The following is a 17226-nucleotide window of genomic DNA, read 5'->3' on the forward strand; positions in this document are numbered from 1 at the left end:
CCATCAAGAGCATTGCAATTAGCACAATGAAAGACTCCTTCTCTTTGACATAAGCACCTGTGAACAAAATACCACTAGCACTTTCAATCATGAGCAGTGGAATCAATCAAGCAAGCCGGAACTGTAGAGTATCACTCCCACGACAATCAGAAAATGCAGATCAAATTCACCATTCAACGACGGCTAGAGAGCGGATTACCACCAACACCGGGCATGACAGCTGGATATGATATATATATACTTAGCAACTAGCCAAACCATGGTACAAATTTCAAATAGTAAATCACAAAACCTGAAATTTAAATCCTGCACATTTTTTATCAGAATACATTCCAGACCAAGAAACAAAGCAAGGCCCATCCTGCAATCAATTTCACTGCTCGCACCGGATTAATGTTGTTTTTTTGACGTCAGAAAAACACCCAAGCCTTCGCAACTCCTACTGGCCAACTGTTTGACTTCTTGTTAGCATCGACCCATCGAAAACCGATAAACTGGAAGACACGTGCGTGGACTTCAACCTATTATTCAGACTACTACTGACGTTTAATGCAACCTCACTATTGGTCATCGTTTACCTGGTGCAGCATGAAATCAAAATTGGTGAGCTCATTACCGATGCGAAGCTAATCTGGCTCAAGGCTGCGCTTGACGGGTCATCTTATGCTTTGTACCTGGCTGTCCCAATTCTCCTAACAGGTCTTAGTCTGCGCCTAAGCAGCTTCCTGGGAAGGGATTTTTTTAAAACCGGAGACGTTGTGAGCATTGAGCACGCTAACAACAGTTTCCTACCCAGCTATCTAGGCTATTTTTTTGTAGCCCTCAGCATCAATAGCTGGCAAACGCTGACATTTGTCTACACCACACTATTCGTTTTTACTTACAGATCACAAGCCCTCTACTTTAATCCGCTTTTCCTGCTCTACGGCTACGAATTTTACAACGTTACAACGTCATCCAACGTAACACTTTTTTTGATTAGCAGGGAAAATTTTCGCTCCCCAAAAGACGTTGTGATTGACAAAGCATTCAGAATCAATGACTACACCCTTATCGACAGAGACTAACAAATGGACTTCGTCCTCGCAAAGATAAAACGTGCCCAAAAGCATCCAATAGTAAAAGTATTGTCAGACAACAAACTCTACGAAGAAGTCATAATCGACGCAGCAGCATGTGTTCCGTACGACCCTGATCATAACTTGGATGAAGAATCGTGGTTCGTGATACCAAAATTTTCACAGAAAGATTTCTGTATCGACCTTTTAAAACACCCATTCGACAGCAAGAACCATATCGACCTCAAAAAGAGTCAATTTGATAAAATCGCATGGCTTTGTAGCGTACAGAATGAATCATTCTACTTTCAAAAAGTTACGCCGTCGCTGCTAATGCGGCGGAAAAGCATAATTTTTGGGGAAGTTGCAGAGCTTGACGATGGGCAAGTACGAGTCGTGGTAAACCAAACACCAGATGCCATTTATTTACCCAAAATTGACTCGCTAGTTTTTAAAAACCTTGCTGCAATCTCAAACATTTTTAAAGGAATCGATTTGTTGTTCAAGGAAGCAACCCAACAGGAAGTAGAAAATTTCCTCAAGGAACCCTTCATTGAGCTCTCAAATGATTTTAACGCCTCTCGTGTATCCACACCCAACCGGAAACGGATCGGTTTGGCAATGGCCACGCTGGCAGCACTCCCCCCTAAGCAACGAGCTGCAATGGTCGGATATATCGATGACTACTGCACTGGTCATCTAAACTTCGATAAAGCTAAAGGGATTTTTGATATCGGTAGCGACCACCAACTAAAGCTCCTCATTTACGGCATTGAGCAACGTTTCTATACTACTCTTTTTGGAAATCAGAAGCGGCTGGCCAATTCCGTGCAAATTCTGTAGGTAAATTAATATCATCGCAGTCAACACACGAAATGACTTGACACTGAAACGCGGCATTTCGTTTTTTCTGATTAGTTAGGATCCGGCGTGTCGATTCACGACCTATCCAAGTAGGTAATAGCGCACAGCAATCTCACCAGGGGATCCGTCGAACGGATCCCGGACCTAAGCGGATAATGATGAAGGAGTGTCACGATTGCCAGGCACTCTCATTGTAATAATCGTCCTTAAATCTCCATTTTTACGCTTTTGATGTAAAGCCCCAAAACAGTGAGTTATATGAGGAGTGCCGGGTTGACGTGCAGATAAATCTAGGGTGGCCAGCACGCCAACTCGAATGTCGCTTGCACTATAGGAGGAGGCTTGACGTGAATGGGGTCTGACACTGAACAAAGACCACTTGGATTTAGTGGAGCGCTTGACCTCAATAATCAAACGAAAACCCTGAAATGGTAGATATATATCTGTTCGTCCAGCTGCTACATGCGGCACCTCTACCAGAGGTGCTTGATAGCAGCTTTGCAAATAGTCCCTAAGGTCGAATTGAAGCTCAGTCTCATGGGGTAGGGAATGTCCTTTTTCAGGCTTGGCTAAGTAACGATAAAATCCTTTAGTAGGACTGGCATCGATACGCGATGTCAAAAACTTACAAAGCCTGACGACAAGAAGGTCTACTGCAGCCTTTACGGTCGTCTCACGATAGTCACGATTATGCTCTAGTTTCGAGATTACCCCTTCAACCAGACGCTGCTCGGTAAGCGACAGCGGCAGCCTGACCAGCGCGTGCCCTTCTTCAAACGCGAGAATTCTTTCCTGATCCTGGCTGGGCACATTGGCGAAGATATCAGGGAGGCCAACTTGCTGAGAAGAGGCCTCCGTCAGTACTTTCCCAACGAGGTGGCCGTAAATGCAAGGTTTTGCTCTAGCACCTGCCTTCCTTTAGCTGTGAGAACTCTGGAAGCTGGGGTTGATAGCCAATTATGTACCATGGCTACGAGGCGCCCCTTTTCTGCAAGCTTACCTGACCGGTTCGGCTTTCTAAACGTTCGCTCCCCTTTTAGCGTTACGCCCACCGCCCTTACTTTTTCGAACAGTGCCATAGCGTTAGTTAAAAGCAGGAGGGGGTTATAGGAAATATCGCTCTGTATGGGTGCCATAAGGGGAATCCACTCAAGCTCAGCTTCTGCGGGGGGCGAAAGCCAAGAGGCCCCGGCTCGAGGGGTAGAGTATTGGACTACAAAATGCGCATCTTTACTTAATGATTCGAGAAGGTCGCCTGCACAACAGTCAGTTTTCAGAGATCTGGCGAGTTCGCCCGTTACGGCAGCATACATCCGGGCTCTTGCAGAGTTTTCCGAGAGACATGCACTTGCTCTGAACCACGTAGCAGATCGAGAAAAACTGTCCATCATCTCGCTCAAATCTTCAGCACCAAACGCATTGGCCATTTCTACGAAGCCGAGTTCCACCCTTGCCTCGACAGCACACCCCTCACACTGCGTCAAAACCTGCAACGATTCAACAGCGTCTTCCCAACCCAAGTGATCATGTAGCACCGATGTGACACGGCAGAGTTTGGCTTTCACCCAATCGTCTTTAGCATCTATCAGGCGCATTACACCAGCGATCGCAAAGCTTTTTAGACTGGGAGTGTGCAAAGCGAGCTGTGTTAAACACGTGACAGCTTCAATACGGATGTCCAGTGAGCTGATTTCATCCGCAGCGCGCGCATCGAGTGCCTTTACAATTAACCTATGGTCAACTGCTTCGGCCTCCATGATGGTATTAACTGCATGAATAAATGCATCACGCCAAGGATTCGTCCGAATTCCCACACAGATGGCTTTTAAAGCAGTCTCATAGTCATCCAAATCATGCCACTGTTTCAGCAGCAGATCAGTAAAATCCCCAAACAGTGGAGTACGCACCAACTGGTCCCACTCCGCCATTAGCAAGGCCTCAGGAAAGGCATCAACGTCTATTTCGTCGCCTGCTTCGACGGCGCTTTGCAATAGATGCTCAAGTTTTGAGTGTGCGGCCCACATAACGCCTCCTTGCGCTATTACCAAAGCGTTGTACCGGCTTTAGCCAGCAAGCAGCGCTCCTCTTCAAAGTGCTCCAGTGCGCGCTTGGTACCCCGAAACGCAACGAACAGCTGCACATTCACGTCTTTAGATAGCTCCGAAAGGGCTCCGAGCATCTCTTCCACGTTAGCATCAGCCATCTCTTCTTTTGCTGGCGAATCGATTATCAGTAGCCCAGGATGTCGGCCCACACCGGATTGTTCTGAAGCTTGGAGAAGAGAAATGATTGTTGCGATACGTACCCGAAGACGCTCTCCAGCCGAGAGCTTAGTAAAAGTGGACTTGCCTCCCCCCTTGTGAATTTCGATGCTGGCGTTGCGCTTCAAAACAACTCTTTCAACGTCCTTCATCCCAAGGCGTGTTAATAGGCCGCAAATCAACTCACTAGATCGTTCTAGGATAGCCTCGGCCGATGCCTCGACCATCCTTTTCGCCTCGTCCGTTGCAGCCGCCAACACTGCAACTGCGGCTTCTTCACCCGTGTCGCTCCCTACCAGCTTAGTAACCGCCTCAAGAATCCCCTCAATTCGTGCAGCCTCTAAACAAAGCGTTTGCTCTTCCAGAGCGGTACCACGGCCTGAAAGTTTCGCCACCTCTTCGGCCGTGGCGTCCAGGTCTGCTCTAGTTTTTACAAGCTCAGCTGCGAACTCTACGGATTTTGACTTCACTGCCGAAAGTAGTTTTTCAGACTTTTTTATGTCTTTCTTTGTTGTTTCCTTCAGGGCTTCATAGTCGACGGCCGACTCTGCCTGTACAGGTGATAAGCAAACGGAGCAGTCTCCGGAGAGGCGCTCTTGGTTGAGCCGATTTTCAGTAAAGGTCTGCGTGCAGCGTGGGCAGCATGTAGGGTTTAGCCTTCCAAGAAATTTGGATGCTGCAAGCTCTTCTTCGCATGCTAAGAGGACGCGCTTCTTCTGAATTAAACCATCCTCACCTGCGGAAATCTCTGAACTCAAAACGAATATCGCCGTTTGGAGCCCCGAAACTTTCAAACTAAGTTCGGAAAATTTAGCCTTGGCGGAGGCGAGTTTTGCTAAAGCTTGGTCACGAGCAGTCCCGTCCGCAATCTTGCGCCTGGTCTCCGCGAGCCTGGCTTGAAGATCTTCAACAGATTGATCGCCCAATTTGCCTATTGCGCGCCGGCGAGACTGGACCTGGGATTCAGCTACTCGTTTAGCTGCCCGGGCCTGGAAAAGCGTTGTTGCCCATGGAATGCCCAGAAACACTTGAAGCAAACGCTGCGTGAAATCCGATCCAACATGCTCACCGATCAGTGCACTGCTGTCGCTGTCAAATAAAAAAGCACCAGTATATGCAGTCCAGCCGTCTGAATAGAGCACTGTTCTGTTCTGTGAAGGCATTTCCCGAGATGTGGCAATGGGCTCGAGTGCCAGCGCATCTAGCATTAGGCTATTCATGCGAGCTTTGAACATATCTGCTGAAGCGAACGGCAGAGAGTGAATAATCGATCCATCATTAGTCAGCAGATCTACGGAACCGTGGGGGCGACCCTCTGCACGTCTATTTTAACTCGAACTCGACGATCACCTGCGAGGAGCTCTACCTGAGTGTTCCGAATCCAGCTCTGTACGGTACTCGTTAATGATTTGGGCTCGCCTCGCAAGGCCCAAAGTATTATTTGCAGGATGCTGGATTTGCCGGCGAAGTTATCGTCGCTAGCGATGATGTTCACGCCACTTTTCTTGGGCTCCCATTTGAAATCGATCCCCTCAGTGCGGCCATGGATAATCTTCTCGCCTGAGAAGGCCACATTGAGAACACGTAGCTGTCTTGACGCAGGTGGGGCTGGCGATTCGACAACATTGTGTCGGAGAAGTACTTCACTCACCGACTCGGGAGATTGGCCAGCTTTAGCTGCCACTGACTCTATAAATGAGCTGTTCACTGGATACTTTCCTTGGTGAGCTCTTTCAAGCTTTCCTGAACCCTTTGCTTGATCGGGCCGATGACTTGTCCCCAGCGGGCGCCCTGATATTCCGCCTGGGCGTATTGGCGTTCTTTCAAGTCGTCACCGCTACAGTTACCCGCTACCAGGGCAACGAGTCTGGCTCTGTCTCGATACCAGGCGAGATGTGTTGAGCCTGATGAGAGCTGATTGGCGAGCTGTCGGCCCGCGTCCAATAAGTAGAAGTCCGTACGGGTAACCTTTCCATCAGGTTTGATATTGCGCTTGATCCTCGCAAGCCCAAGCGAGATCAAAAGAGACATGGAATCATCAATCTGCTCCCACGCACCGAACAGGAAACGGATCATTCCAAGGCGACGAACATCAGGCTCATCCCCCTCCATGACGCATACCGCTTCGGCGAGATAGCCCCGATCGGGGTATTGAACATGCATCGCAAGCAACTCTGCTGCCAGGTAATCCGGGCAACGAATCCAGAAGTCCAGTGCCTGCAAGCGCTTCTCTGCTTTTATCACTGCAACCGCCCCCGGAGGGGCTCCAGCACCTGGTGGAGTACCAGCTTGGTCCAATATAAACAAAATGCGAATCGCATCTCGCTTACGAGCGGTATGTTCAAGCGCGTGAGACACATCTCCCCCTGTGCGTGCGTCAATCCCTTAGTAGCCACAAATGATAGCTTAATGATGGCCTTTGCCGCCATAACATGCTTGATACAGGAGATGGGCTGTGTCCATGGAACCTCCCGAATGCGCGATCACCTTGGCGGCTTGCTCGGTGGAAATGAGAGCATGACCCGGATATCAGCGCGCTCTTTTTGGTGAGCACAGCTCGGTAGCGGTACCCAGGGTGGCAAGAGACGCTTGGTCACTTTCTCACTGAGTGAGGCCACGGTTTCGAGTAGGGGGATAAGTAGGGGTATTTTTTTCAGCGTGAATTTCTTGCTGCCCATAAAAAAATCCAGTCACCGCTAAGTGACTGGATTCTTTGGAGTTTTTTGGTCGGGACGGAGTGATTCGAACACTCGACCCCTTGCACCCCATGCAAGAGCCATATGGCTCGATAGCGGTCCGTCGTGACCGGCCGCTTTCGACCGAGGCTGTGTGAAAACCTCCCGACCGATGCAACTGATCAAAAAACAACCTGAAAATCGCGTTCTATGTGAATTCTGGGTTAGTTGAGCAGCCAAGCTTTTTCAGAATTCGCGTAGGAACATGATTGGAAAAAAGCAGGTGAGGTTTTCACACAGCCTAGGTCGATAGCTGCCGTTCGTGACATACGCCCCATGTTGATACAGCCCCGCCCTGCTTACGTCGATCCGGCCATGGAGGTACACTGAGGTCCACTGTGCGCCACTCCGACAACTGTCAGAAAATCGCCATTCGCGATGGCGAATGTTGTTGGGGGTATCGGGGATATTTTCGGGGGTACATTTCTGCTTTTTCGGAGCAGAAATACCGCCCTAAAGCCATGTCCAAATGTTTTTTGGCAGCGATGAAAACATGTGAGTCAAAAGCCTGGAAGAGCTCGAGTGTAGCCCTGTACTTTGGGTTACCAAATTTCTAATCACTGCACGAAAGTGGTTTGGCTTCCCTGAAGCCATCGCATCCTTCTCTCGGGGCTGGCTGCTTCAGGTGGCGCTTGGCCAATCAGTACGGCGGCCGCTGGCGAGCATATGCAACCACTCAGGCCCGCGAAAAGTACAGGCCGTGCAAGCTAGGCTGATGTAAGGGCGCCACGTGCAGCCCGGCCTGCACAGCTCGGCTCTCGGCTGCGGGCGGCAGCCGCGACTCATGCAGCCGCCGCCCGCTAACGGCGTCGAAGTACAAGGTCTGGCCGTCCAGGCTCGGGCGGTCGGCCACGCTGCGGCTGACTTCGACGTAAGCATTGGCGTGGCCAGGGTGCCAGACCCTGACGAACGCAGGCTCACCACCGCTCCATGCTGGTGGGCCTGAGCCAGCATGCCGTCGGGCGAGGCCAATGGCCCCGCGGTGCCCGTCGCCGCACCGCTGTAGTCGGCGTTGGCCTGCACCTCGAACTGCCCGGTTTGACCGGGATACAGCGCATCGATGGCCGCAGAGAGGTACAGCGGGAACTGAATCAGCAGGCCGCTCAGCAAGATCAACGCATGAAACGGCAAGGCGAACACGCCGCCCAGGTTGTGCAGGTGGAGCAACCGGCGGGGGCCTTTGCCCTCAAGAGGCACAGGTCCTGGAACAGCCGCGCATGAGTGTAAACGCCGGCGACTAGGGCGATCAGTCCGACCATCGCGGCAAAGATCCCCAGACCTCAGGTCATGTCACTCAGCCATTGATAAGCGCCGCCACAAGTGGTAAAAAAAAATACCACACACCTCTCCTGGAATCCCCCTCTGGGAAGGGAAGCGTCTAGCTCTATAGGCTCACCCAATGACGCTGCTCCACCACCAGACACAGCCGGCCCTGGTGGTGCCGTGAGAAACGGCGTGGCCGACCATTCCTTGGCTTGTTGCGAAGTACAATAAATGAAATCAAGTCTGAAATTCAGTCACAAGATCATGTGCGCGGCTTCTTTGGTAGTGATCGCGGCATTCGCCGGTTTCACGCTCTACACAGACTCCTACCAGCGCAGCGCCCTCGAAAACTCGATTGCCCAAAATTTGGCAGAAGCCGGCCAAACCAACGCGAGCGATATTCAGAATTGGCTATTGGGGCGCGTGCAAACCATCGAGACGATGCTTCAAGGGATTGAGCTCGACCCGTCACGTACTAGCATCGATGGACACCTGAGCGGGAAAACCGTCAGTGGCGTATTCAGCTTGAGGTCAATCGGTACCAGCAACGGAGAGTTCATCACTTCACCCCACTCTGAGATGCCTGAAGGATACGACCCCCGGTCACGGCCTTGGTACAAAAATGCCGTTGCCGCAGACGGCACCACCATCACTGAACCCTATCTGGACATGGTCACAAAAACCCTCGTACTTTCGATAATGGCTCCGGTTCGCTCCAAGGGGCAGTTGATCGGTGTTGGGGGTGGTGACCTGAGCCTGGAGGCAATGGTCAAAGCGGTGAACTCCATTGACCTTGGCGGGCTAGGTTACGCATTTCTCATCAATTCTGATGGGAAGGTGCTGGTTAGCCCGATCGCTGAGCAGGTCAACAAATCGCTAGCGGAGATTTACCCTGGGCATAAACCGTCGATTACTCAAGACCTGAATGACGTCGAGCTTGAGGGGCGAGGCAGATTGATCCACTTCGCCAAGATCAGCGGCTTGCCATCTGTGAATTGGTACCTCGGCCTGTCGATCGACAAGGAGAAAGCATTCGAGCCGCTCAAAAACTTCCGGATGACAGCGGTAGTAGCGATCGCCGTCACAGTGCTTGCCACCATCGTGCTCCTGGGCTTCCTGATCCAATACCTGCTCATTCCACTGCGGGGCATCACCTCCGCCATGCAAGATATCGCAGCCGGTGAAGGAGATTTGACGCGCAGGCTAACGGTGACGGCCAATGATGAGTTTGGGCAATTGGCGCAAGCGTTCAATCGCTTTGTAGAACGTGTTCACGGTTCCATCCGAGATGTAGCTGCGGCTACGAAAGATCTCTACCAGGTGAGACAGGAGGTGCTGGATACCTCGAATCACTCAATGCAGAACACGGATGAGCAAACCCAGCGCACCACCTCCGTTGCCGCCGCAATCAACGAGCTCGGGGCCGCAGCTCATGAAATCGCAACCAATGCCAGCGAAGCCTCCAGGCAAGCCTCGTCGGCCAAGTCCAAGACACGCGATGGGCAAGAGGTAGTCGAGCAGACCATTCAAGCCATGGGGTCGCTGTCGGAAGCCATCCAGGCGTCGTGTAACGCCATCGAATCGCTCAACAGCCGTACAGGCGACATTGGCCAAATTCTGGCCGTGATACGCGGCATATCAGAGCAGACAAACCTATTGGCGCTCAATGCTGCCATCGAGGCTGCCCGAGCTGGTGAGGCAGGTCGTGGCTTCGCCGTGGTCGCCGATGAAGTCCGTGGCCTGGCCCACCGCACCCAGCAGTCGACTCAAGAGATCGAAAAGATGATCCAAGAGCTTCAAGTCGAGGCAAGCGGTGCTGTATCGATGATGGTGAAGAGCCAAGAAAAAAGCGCCGGCAGCGTGGAGGCAGTCAACCGTGCTGGCTCACATTTCAACAGCGTTACCGCTCGGATTGGAGACATCGACGGGATGAACCAATCAGTGGCGGCAGCAACGGAGGAACAAACTGCAGTGGTTGAAGCGCTCAACGTCGACATCAGCCACATCAGCGATCTGAACCAGGCTGCGGTGGAAAACTTGCAGGCTACGCTGGATGCTTGCACCGCCCTGGATCATCAAACACATCGGCTGATCAAGCTGGTGGACGGCTTTAAAATATAAAGCACTCGGTCGCTCAGACCGCCGATCAAGCGGTAGCTGGAAGCCTCAGGTCTTCGTGGTCTTGCGCCGGGAGCCACGGCTTCCTTCGCTCCGATCATAAGTAGTGGCTGTCTAGTGCACTTGCGCCATGCCCCAACCAACACACTCACGCTTTGATCTCCAGGCAAACCCGCTTTGACTAAAGACACCATAATCGTAACGAACCGATATGCGTATCTTTGCTTCTTCGCGTGTGAAGCCTTGTGGGCGACATAAAAACAACTGTGTGCAAGCGTGGTAGTGGTATGAATACAAAGATAAATAAGCACAACAACCGCTTAGGAAGCGGCCTTAAGGGCCGTCAAGTAACCATGATCTCCATTGGAGGAGTGATTGGTGCAGGACTGTTCGTTGGATCCTCAAATGCGATCGCCAAGGCCGGCCCAGCTGTACTCATCGCTTATCTGGCTGCAGCCCTCATTGTTATTCTCGTCATGCAAATGCTGGGCGAGATGGCTACTGCAAAACCTGACACCGGATCGTTCTCATCCTACGCCGACCAGGCCCTTGGGCGCTGGGCAGGGTTTTCGATCGGCTGGCTCTACTGGTGGTTCTACGTGCTGGTGATCAGCATCGAGGCAATCGTAGCAGGCAACATCTTGGGCGACTGGATCGGCATACCCCATTGGCTCGCAGCAGGGATCGTGACCGCTGGGTTGATCGCAACCAATTGCCTCAGCGTTGGCAGCTTCGGTCGGATGGAATACTGGCTTTCCCTGTTCAAGGTCATCGCGATCGTCACGTTCATCATTTTGGGTGGCCTGGCGATTTTTGGCGTACTGCCAGGCTCATCTGTTAGCGGTATTTCGAACCTCACAGCCAATGGCGGTTTCGCTCCGAACGGCTACGTAGCCATCGTCGCAGCCCTGCTGACCGCGATGTTCAGCTTCCAAGGCAGTGAAGTCGTAACCATCGCCGCCGCTGAGACCAAGGAGCCGAAGGCCAATATCAAGAAAGCCATCCGCTCTGTAGTTTGGCGCCTGGGCCTGTTCTACCTCGGCTCGATGTTCGTGGTTGTTTGCCTAATTCCTTGGAATGCTCCTGGCCTTTCGCAAGGTTCGTATCAAGCCGTGCTCAACGCGATGAATATCCCTTGGGCACCTGGGATCATGAGCATCGTGGTCATGGTCGCGGTTACCAGCTGCCTGAACTCGGCAATCTATACCGCTTCTCGGATGGTTTATTCGCTGGCATTTCGCGGTGATGCCCCACGCGCACTATCTCATACCACTCCAAATGGCGTTCCGCTGGCAGCCATTGGCCTGACTTCGCTGGTGGCCATCCTCGCACTGGTGGCCAACTACATGCTTCCCAAGCAGGTGTTTGAATTCCTTTTGGCTACCAGTGGCGCCATCGCACTGTTGATGTACCTCGTTATCGCAGTTACCCAGCTCTACATGCGCAAAAAGCTTGAAGCTGCCGGCGAGAAGCTGGAGGTCAAAATGTGGCTATTCCCACACCTGACCAAGGCTACTATCGCATTCATCATGCTGATTTTCGTCGTGATGGCTTGCTTCCCTGGCCAGCGAGTCGAACTCCTCTCGACGCTTGGGTTGACCGCCGTCTTGGTTGCGATCGGCTTGTACCTGCAGAAGAGCCAGCCAGAATTATCAGCCAAGCGAAGCAGCATGTCATTGGCCATGAAAATGACCTAAATAGAGAGCAAATCTTTCCTCCACTGCTGCCTAGAACCACGCTTTGGGCAGCAGGTTTTTCCCTCCACCTCCGCTCGCCCTCTCCCGGCGTCAGCCATCGGACGACTGCTCTCGCTCCCATCGCTGTGATAGCATCCTCTGCATGTGTATACAAATGCTTGCCGGGCGCTGCTGCCTGGCTGTTCTGGAGGATGCAGTGTGACTGGTTTGGCTAATCTGACGGAGACGACTGACACGTCTAATCCCCACCAGGATCCGGTGAAGCCCCCCACTCCAGAGCTTCAGCAAACTGTTGGCCAGCGCCTGCGCGCCCTCCGCGAGCAGAAAGAACTTACCCTTCGTCGCCTGGCCGCGCTAAGCGGCGTGAGTCATCCTGCCATCATGCAAATCGAGCGTGATCTCTCCAGCCCATCCGTCAGCGTGCTGCACCGTCTGCTCAAACCCCTTGAGGTAACCCTGAGTGGCTTTTTCTCGGATGCCACCAACGTTGACGCCGCTGTGTTTTATAAAGCAGACGAACTGACTGAGATTGCTGATGGGAAGATGTTGTCCTACCGCCAGGTGGGGGCGAACCTAACCAATCGCTCTATGATGATCCTTCACGAACGCTGGGCGCCGGGAGCAGACTCCGGCGATGAGTGCTATTCCCATGAAGCCGAAGAAGGTGGAGTGGTCATCAAAGGTCGGCTAGTCATCACTCTAGGTGAGGAAACCCGCATACTTGAGGAAGGTGATGCCTATTACTTCGACAGCCGGATTCCGCATAAAATGCATAACCCCTTTGATGAGGAATGCGTGGTTGTGAGCGCTGTTTCACCACCAACCTTCTAATTGACAACTTGATTATATTAAAGGGCGCCTAAATAGGCGCCTTTTTACATTTACATAGCCAAGCATCTTCGGCAAACACTTTGCCAACCAGCTTTGACTGGCATTCATAGCTGGTATGCCCTGCAGGCAAGGCTATGTCTCTATTTACTGACATAGGCTTCCGGTATGTTCTAGCCACGGCCTCTGCCACAGAATTCTCGTCAATATCAAATCGAAACACTTCGTTCGCGACGGGCGTTCCGGGTCGTCAATTTTGAATTGCCACCGGGAGTTTGCATGAATAAAAACTATATTGCTGGCCAATGGATTGAAGGCGCCAGTATTAACCGCAACATCAACCCTTCGGATACGGATGACCTGGTGGGCGAGTACGCTCGCGCCGACGCTGCTCAGGCAAAGCTTGCCGTAGAAGCTGCAGCAGACGCCCAACCAGTCTGGGCCGGAATGACGGCTGAGCAGCGCAGTGACGCACTCGACCGCATTGGCACCGAGATCCTCGCGCGCAAAGAAGAGCTCGGTGAACTGCTCTCCAGAGAAGAAGGTAAAACACTCCCAGAAGGAATCGGTGAAGCGACACGCGCTGGTCGCGTCTTCAAATTCTTCGCAGGAGAAGCGCTCCGCCTTTCCGGTGAGCGCCTACCCAGCATCCGCCCTGGTGTAGAGACTGATGTGCGCCGCGAACCGGAAGGTGTCGTCGCGATCATCACGCCATGGAACTTCCCCATCGCGATCCCTGCCTGGAAGATTGCTCCAGCCCTGGCCTATGGCAACGCGGTTGTGTTCAAGCCTGCCGATCTCGTCCCCGGCAGCGGATGGGCACTTTCGGAAATCATCGCCCGTGCCGGCGCACTGCCGCCAGGTGTCTTCAACTTGGTAATGGGCCCTGGCTCTCAAGTTGGCGATGTATTTGCCAAGCATCAGAAGGTCAAGGCCCTGACCTTTACAGGCTCGTCCTCGACTGGCCGCTCAGTAGGCATCGAGTGCGTAACGCGAGGCGCGAAGGTGCAACTTGAGATGGGCGGTAAAAACCCATTGGTGGTGTTGGACGATGCCGATCTCGCCCAAGCTGTCGAGGTCGCAGTGCAGGGGGCATTCTTCTCTACAGGCCAACGCTGTACCGCCTCCAGCCGCTTCATTGTTCAAGAAGGTATCCACGACAAATTCGTCGCTGCCGTCAAAGAACGCCTCGCTGGCTTGAAAGTGGATCATGCACTCCAAAAAGGCACTGACATCGGCCCAGTGGTATCGGCAGCCCAGCTGAAGCAAGACCTGGAGTACATCGATATTGCCAAGCGCGAGGGAGGCCACATTGCCTTCGGTGGAGAGCTCGTCCAGCGCGCAACCAATGGCTTCTACCTGACTCCCGCACTGATCACTGAAACCCAGAATCACATGCGCATCAACCAGGAAGAAGTGTTTGGCCCGGTCGCAAGCGTGGTTCGCGTGAAGGACTACGAGGAAGCATTGCACGTCGCAAATGAGACAGAGTTTGGTCTGTCGTCTGGCATCTGCACAACGTCGCTCAAGTACGCGTCGGACTTCAAACAGCGTTCCACTGCAGGCATGGTCATGGTCAATGTGCCAACGGCAGGTGTGGACTATCACGCTCCATTTGGTGGTCGCAAAGGCTCCAGTTACGGCTCCAGGGAGCAAGGCGCCTATGCGCGTGAGTTCTATACCTCTATCAAGACCACCTACACTCAGGCGTGATTGAAATGACCAATATTTTGCGCCCGGTCAGCGGCAGGACTCGCGTCTTCGCGATCCTTGCTGACCCTATTCATCACGTCAAAACACCTGAAGAAATGAACAACCTGATGACCGAGCTCGGCTTGGATCAGATCATGGTTCCATTTCACGTCAAACCTGAAAACCTGGCCAGCGTCGTGTCTGGCCTGCGGGGCATTGAAAGCCTGGATGGGTTCATTGTCACCGTACCTCACAAGAGTTCGATTATCGACCTGTGCGATACCTTGTCCCCTGCGGCCAAGATGGTAGGTGCCGCCAACGTCGTTCGGCGCACGAAAGACGGCCTGCACGGCGACATGCTTGATGGCGTTGGTTTTGTGGCCGGATTGCGTAACGCAGGCTTTGAACCTACAGGAAAGACTGCCTATCTGGCAGGTGCCGGCGGCGCCGCCAACGCAATCGCTTTCTCGCTGGCCGAGGCTGGGGTCAGAAAGCTCACCGTTGCAAATCGTACGCGCTCCAAGGCTGAGCTTCTGGTTATGCGACTGCGAGAGATCTTCCCAAAAATCGACTTTGAGGCTGGCTCACCAGACGCCTCCGGTCACGAGCTTGTCATCAATGCGACCTCGATGGGGCTCAATGAAACTGACCCCTATCCGCTGGACGTAGAAAGCCTGACAGCCGACCAAGTTGTCGCAGAGATCATCATGCAGCCTGAGTACACCCCATTGCTGACCTATGCCGCCACACTGGGCTGCAAGGTGCATCTGGGTCGCCCAATGCTGAAGTGCCAGATCGAATACATGGCCATGGCCATGGGTGTAGATATCCACTCACAAAGACAAAACCGAGTTCAAAAATGAGCAGCTATGACTACGTGATCGTCGGCGGCGGTACTGCTGGTTGCATTCTCGCAAACCGCCTGAGTGCCTCAGGTAAGCATCGCGTTCTTGTTCTTGAAGCCGGTGGTGAGCCCAATGGCTGGTGGATTCCCATTCCAGCAGGCTTTACCAAACTGATGGTCGACAAGCGCTTCAACTGGAACTTTAAAACCAAACCTGAAGCGGGTACGTACCAACGAGAGATCGCCGTTCCACGCGGTAAAGGTCTCGGTGGATCTACTCTCATCAATGGCATGATCTACGTCCGGGGCCAGCCAGGTGATTACGACGCTTGGGCCGAAACCGGTGCGAAGGACTGGAACTTTGAGACCCTCAAGCCCTACTTCCGCAATATGGAAAACTATGCCCAGGGCGACGCAACCCGTGGGCACGAAGGGCCGATGCGGATTCACCAAGTCACAGAGCGCTACCCGCTTTCGAACGCCTTCATCGAAGCCGCGCAGCAGGATGGCCATGCGCTGAACCCTGACTACAACGGTGATGAGCAATCCGGGTTTGGTTACTACCAGGTCGCCCAGCACGCTGGAAAACGCTGGAGCGTCGTAGACGGCTACCTGAAGCCCGCACGTGGCCGCAGCAACCTCAGCATCGAGACAGGTGCTCATGTTCTGAAGCTCAATCTGGAAGGAAAGCGCTGCACCGGGGTCACCTACAAGCAGCATGGGCGTGAAGTGACGGTAACCGCAAAAGTGGAAGTGATTCTCTGCGCGGGCTCCATCCAATCGCCCCAGATTCTGGAGCTCTCGGGCATTGGTCGTGCCGACGTGCTGGATAACGCTGGCGTTCGACTCAAGCATGAGTTGAACGGCGTTGGTGAAAACTACATTGATCACTTCGCAACCCGCATGAACTGGCGGATGCGGAACACAGTCACGTTGAACGAGATGGCTCGCGGCTGGCGTCTGGGCATGGCGGTGTCGGAGTATTTCGCTAAGAAGACTGGGATCCTGACTTTGGGTACCGGTTTGGTGCATGGCTTCGTGAAGACCAATCCATCCCTAACGACGCCGGACATCCAGTATTTCTTCGTCCATGCAAGCTACGCCAACGCAGCAAATCGCATCCTCGACAAGCATCCAGGCATGACCATCGGCGTCAGCCAACTGCGCCCGAAATCCAAAGGTTCGATTCACATCGAATCGGGTGATAGCTACGCAATGCCAGCGATCCGCCCGAACATGCTCGGCGAACGCGAAGACCAGGTCAGCTTGATCGAGGGTATGAAAATTGCCCGACGGATCGTGATGCAGCCGGCAATGCAGCCTTTCCTTGAAGAGGAAACTAGCCCCGGTGTGAACGTGCAGACCGATGAGCAGTGGCTCGACTTCGCTCGTCGCAACGGCCAAACCATCTATCACCCGCTGGGTACTTGCCGGATGGGTGAGGACGAAGAGGCTGTAGTGGATTCCCGGCTGCGGATTCACGGCCTGTCAGGGCTTCGGGTGGTCGATGCTTCGGTAATGCCCACCATGATCTCGGGGAACATCCAAGGTGCTGTTATGGCTGTCGCCGAGCGTGCTGCAGACCTGATCATCGAAGACGCCAAATTGATCAACTAAACATCGCAAAAGCTCAGCAGGCACCTAACCGTGCCTGCTGTAGATGAGGTGGATAATGGATATTGTTCATGCAACGTTGTGCATAGGACTGGCTGCGCGCATTCATAAAACGGATGCGGCTGTGAGATCAACAGCTAAGCGTTGTGCGAAGAAGTTGTCGCGACTGGATCGCCAGATCATGTTCATGATCATGAACAGCAAGTCGCCATTAGCGACAGCCGAGGGGTGCATATCAAGACTCGATATGGA

At 53.0% G+C, this 17226-nt stretch carries 13 protein-coding genes and 1 pseudogene; 9 read left to right on the top strand and 5 right to left on the bottom strand.

From position 1 onward, the window contains the following. The first annotated feature begins 509 nt into the window (after positions 1-509). Together ABRP30_RS15520 and ABRP30_RS15525 are read left to right on the top strand one after the other, a co-directional pair. Positions 510-1067: a hypothetical protein gene (locus tag ABRP30_RS15520; protein ID WP_349975802.1), complete on the top strand. Its 558-nt coding sequence runs from the start codon at positions 510-512 to the stop codon at positions 1065-1067. 3 nt (positions 1068-1070) lie between these two features. Then, entirely contained in the window at positions 1071-1901 is an 831-nt protein-coding gene (locus ABRP30_RS15525) for an ATP F0F1 synthase synthase (protein WP_349975801.1), read from the top strand. A 165-nt stretch (positions 1902-2066) separates the two neighbouring features. Here the strand turns inward: ABRP30_RS15525 and ABRP30_RS15530 are convergent, their stop codons facing one another. From ABRP30_RS15530 to ABRP30_RS15550, 5 genes are all read right to left on the bottom strand, one after another. After that, on the bottom strand, positions 2067-2732 hold the full coding sequence (locus ABRP30_RS15530) for a hypothetical protein (RefSeq protein ID WP_349975800.1): 666 nt from the start codon (positions 2730-2732) through the stop codon (positions 2067-2069). Between the two features lie 47 nt (positions 2733-2779). After that, positions 2780-3946, bottom strand: coding sequence for a hypothetical protein (locus ABRP30_RS15535; protein WP_349975799.1), 1167 nt, complete (start codon positions 3944-3946; stop codon positions 2780-2782). A 17-nt stretch (positions 3947-3963) separates the two neighbouring features. After that, positions 3964-5391 (bottom strand): hypothetical protein, encoded by a 1428-nt coding sequence (locus tag ABRP30_RS15540; protein ID WP_349975798.1) that lies wholly within the window; start codon positions 5389-5391, stop codon positions 3964-3966. Positions 5392-5887: 496 nt separating this feature from the next. Next, positions 5888-6541, bottom strand: coding sequence for a hypothetical protein (locus tag ABRP30_RS15545; RefSeq protein WP_349975797.1), 654 nt, complete (start codon positions 6539-6541; stop codon positions 5888-5890). A 998-nt stretch (positions 6542-7539) separates the two neighbouring features. Next, positions 7540-8085 carry a PepSY-associated TM helix domain-containing protein gene (locus tag ABRP30_RS15550; RefSeq protein WP_349975796.1) on the bottom strand — a complete coding sequence of 182 codons (546 nt, stop codon included), beginning with the start codon at positions 8083-8085 and terminating at the stop codon, positions 7540-7542. Positions 8086-8445: 360 nt separating this feature from the next. Between ABRP30_RS15550 and ABRP30_RS15555 the strand changes: the two are divergent. From ABRP30_RS15555 to ABRP30_RS15585, 7 genes and pseudogenes are all read left to right on the top strand, one after another. Next, positions 8446-9396 (top strand): annotated as a pseudogene (locus ABRP30_RS15555) (cache domain-containing protein); the annotation flags it as partial. Between the two features lie 141 nt (positions 9397-9537). After that, a complete protein-coding gene (locus ABRP30_RS15560; RefSeq protein WP_372490495.1) occupies positions 9538-10302 on the top strand; it encodes a methyl-accepting chemotaxis protein in 765 nt (254 codons plus the stop codon). A 284-nt stretch (positions 10303-10586) separates the two neighbouring features. Then, on the top strand, positions 10587-11996 hold the full coding sequence (locus ABRP30_RS15565; RefSeq protein WP_349975794.1) for an amino acid permease: 1410 nt from the start codon (positions 10587-10589) through the stop codon (positions 11994-11996). Positions 11997-12194: 198 nt separating this feature from the next. After that, the gene (locus ABRP30_RS15570; protein ID WP_349975793.1) at positions 12195-12827 is read left to right on the top strand and encodes a cupin domain-containing protein; all 633 of its coding nucleotides are present in this window, start codon (positions 12195-12197) and stop codon (positions 12825-12827) included. Positions 12828-13103: 276 nt separating this feature from the next. Then, entirely contained in the window at positions 13104-14537 is a 1434-nt protein-coding gene (locus tag ABRP30_RS15575) for an aldehyde dehydrogenase family protein (RefSeq protein ID WP_349975792.1), read from the top strand. Between the two features lie 5 nt (positions 14538-14542). Further along, complete coding sequence (locus tag ABRP30_RS15580) at positions 14543-15379, top strand: shikimate dehydrogenase (RefSeq protein WP_349975791.1); 837 nt, start codon at positions 14543-14545, stop codon at positions 15377-15379. Next, the gene (locus ABRP30_RS15585; protein WP_349975790.1) at positions 15376-16977 is read left to right on the top strand and encodes a GMC family oxidoreductase N-terminal domain-containing protein; all 1602 of its coding nucleotides are present in this window, start codon (positions 15376-15378) and stop codon (positions 16975-16977) included. Before ABRP30_RS15580 ends, ABRP30_RS15585 begins: the two co-directional genes overlap by 4 nt. Positions 16978-17226 lie beyond the last annotated feature (249 nt).

The sequence above is a fragment of the Pseudomonas sp. WHRI 8519 genome (genome assembly GCF_040224055.2).
Lineage (GTDB): Bacteria > Pseudomonadota > Gammaproteobacteria > Pseudomonadales > Pseudomonadaceae > Aquipseudomonas > Aquipseudomonas putida_X.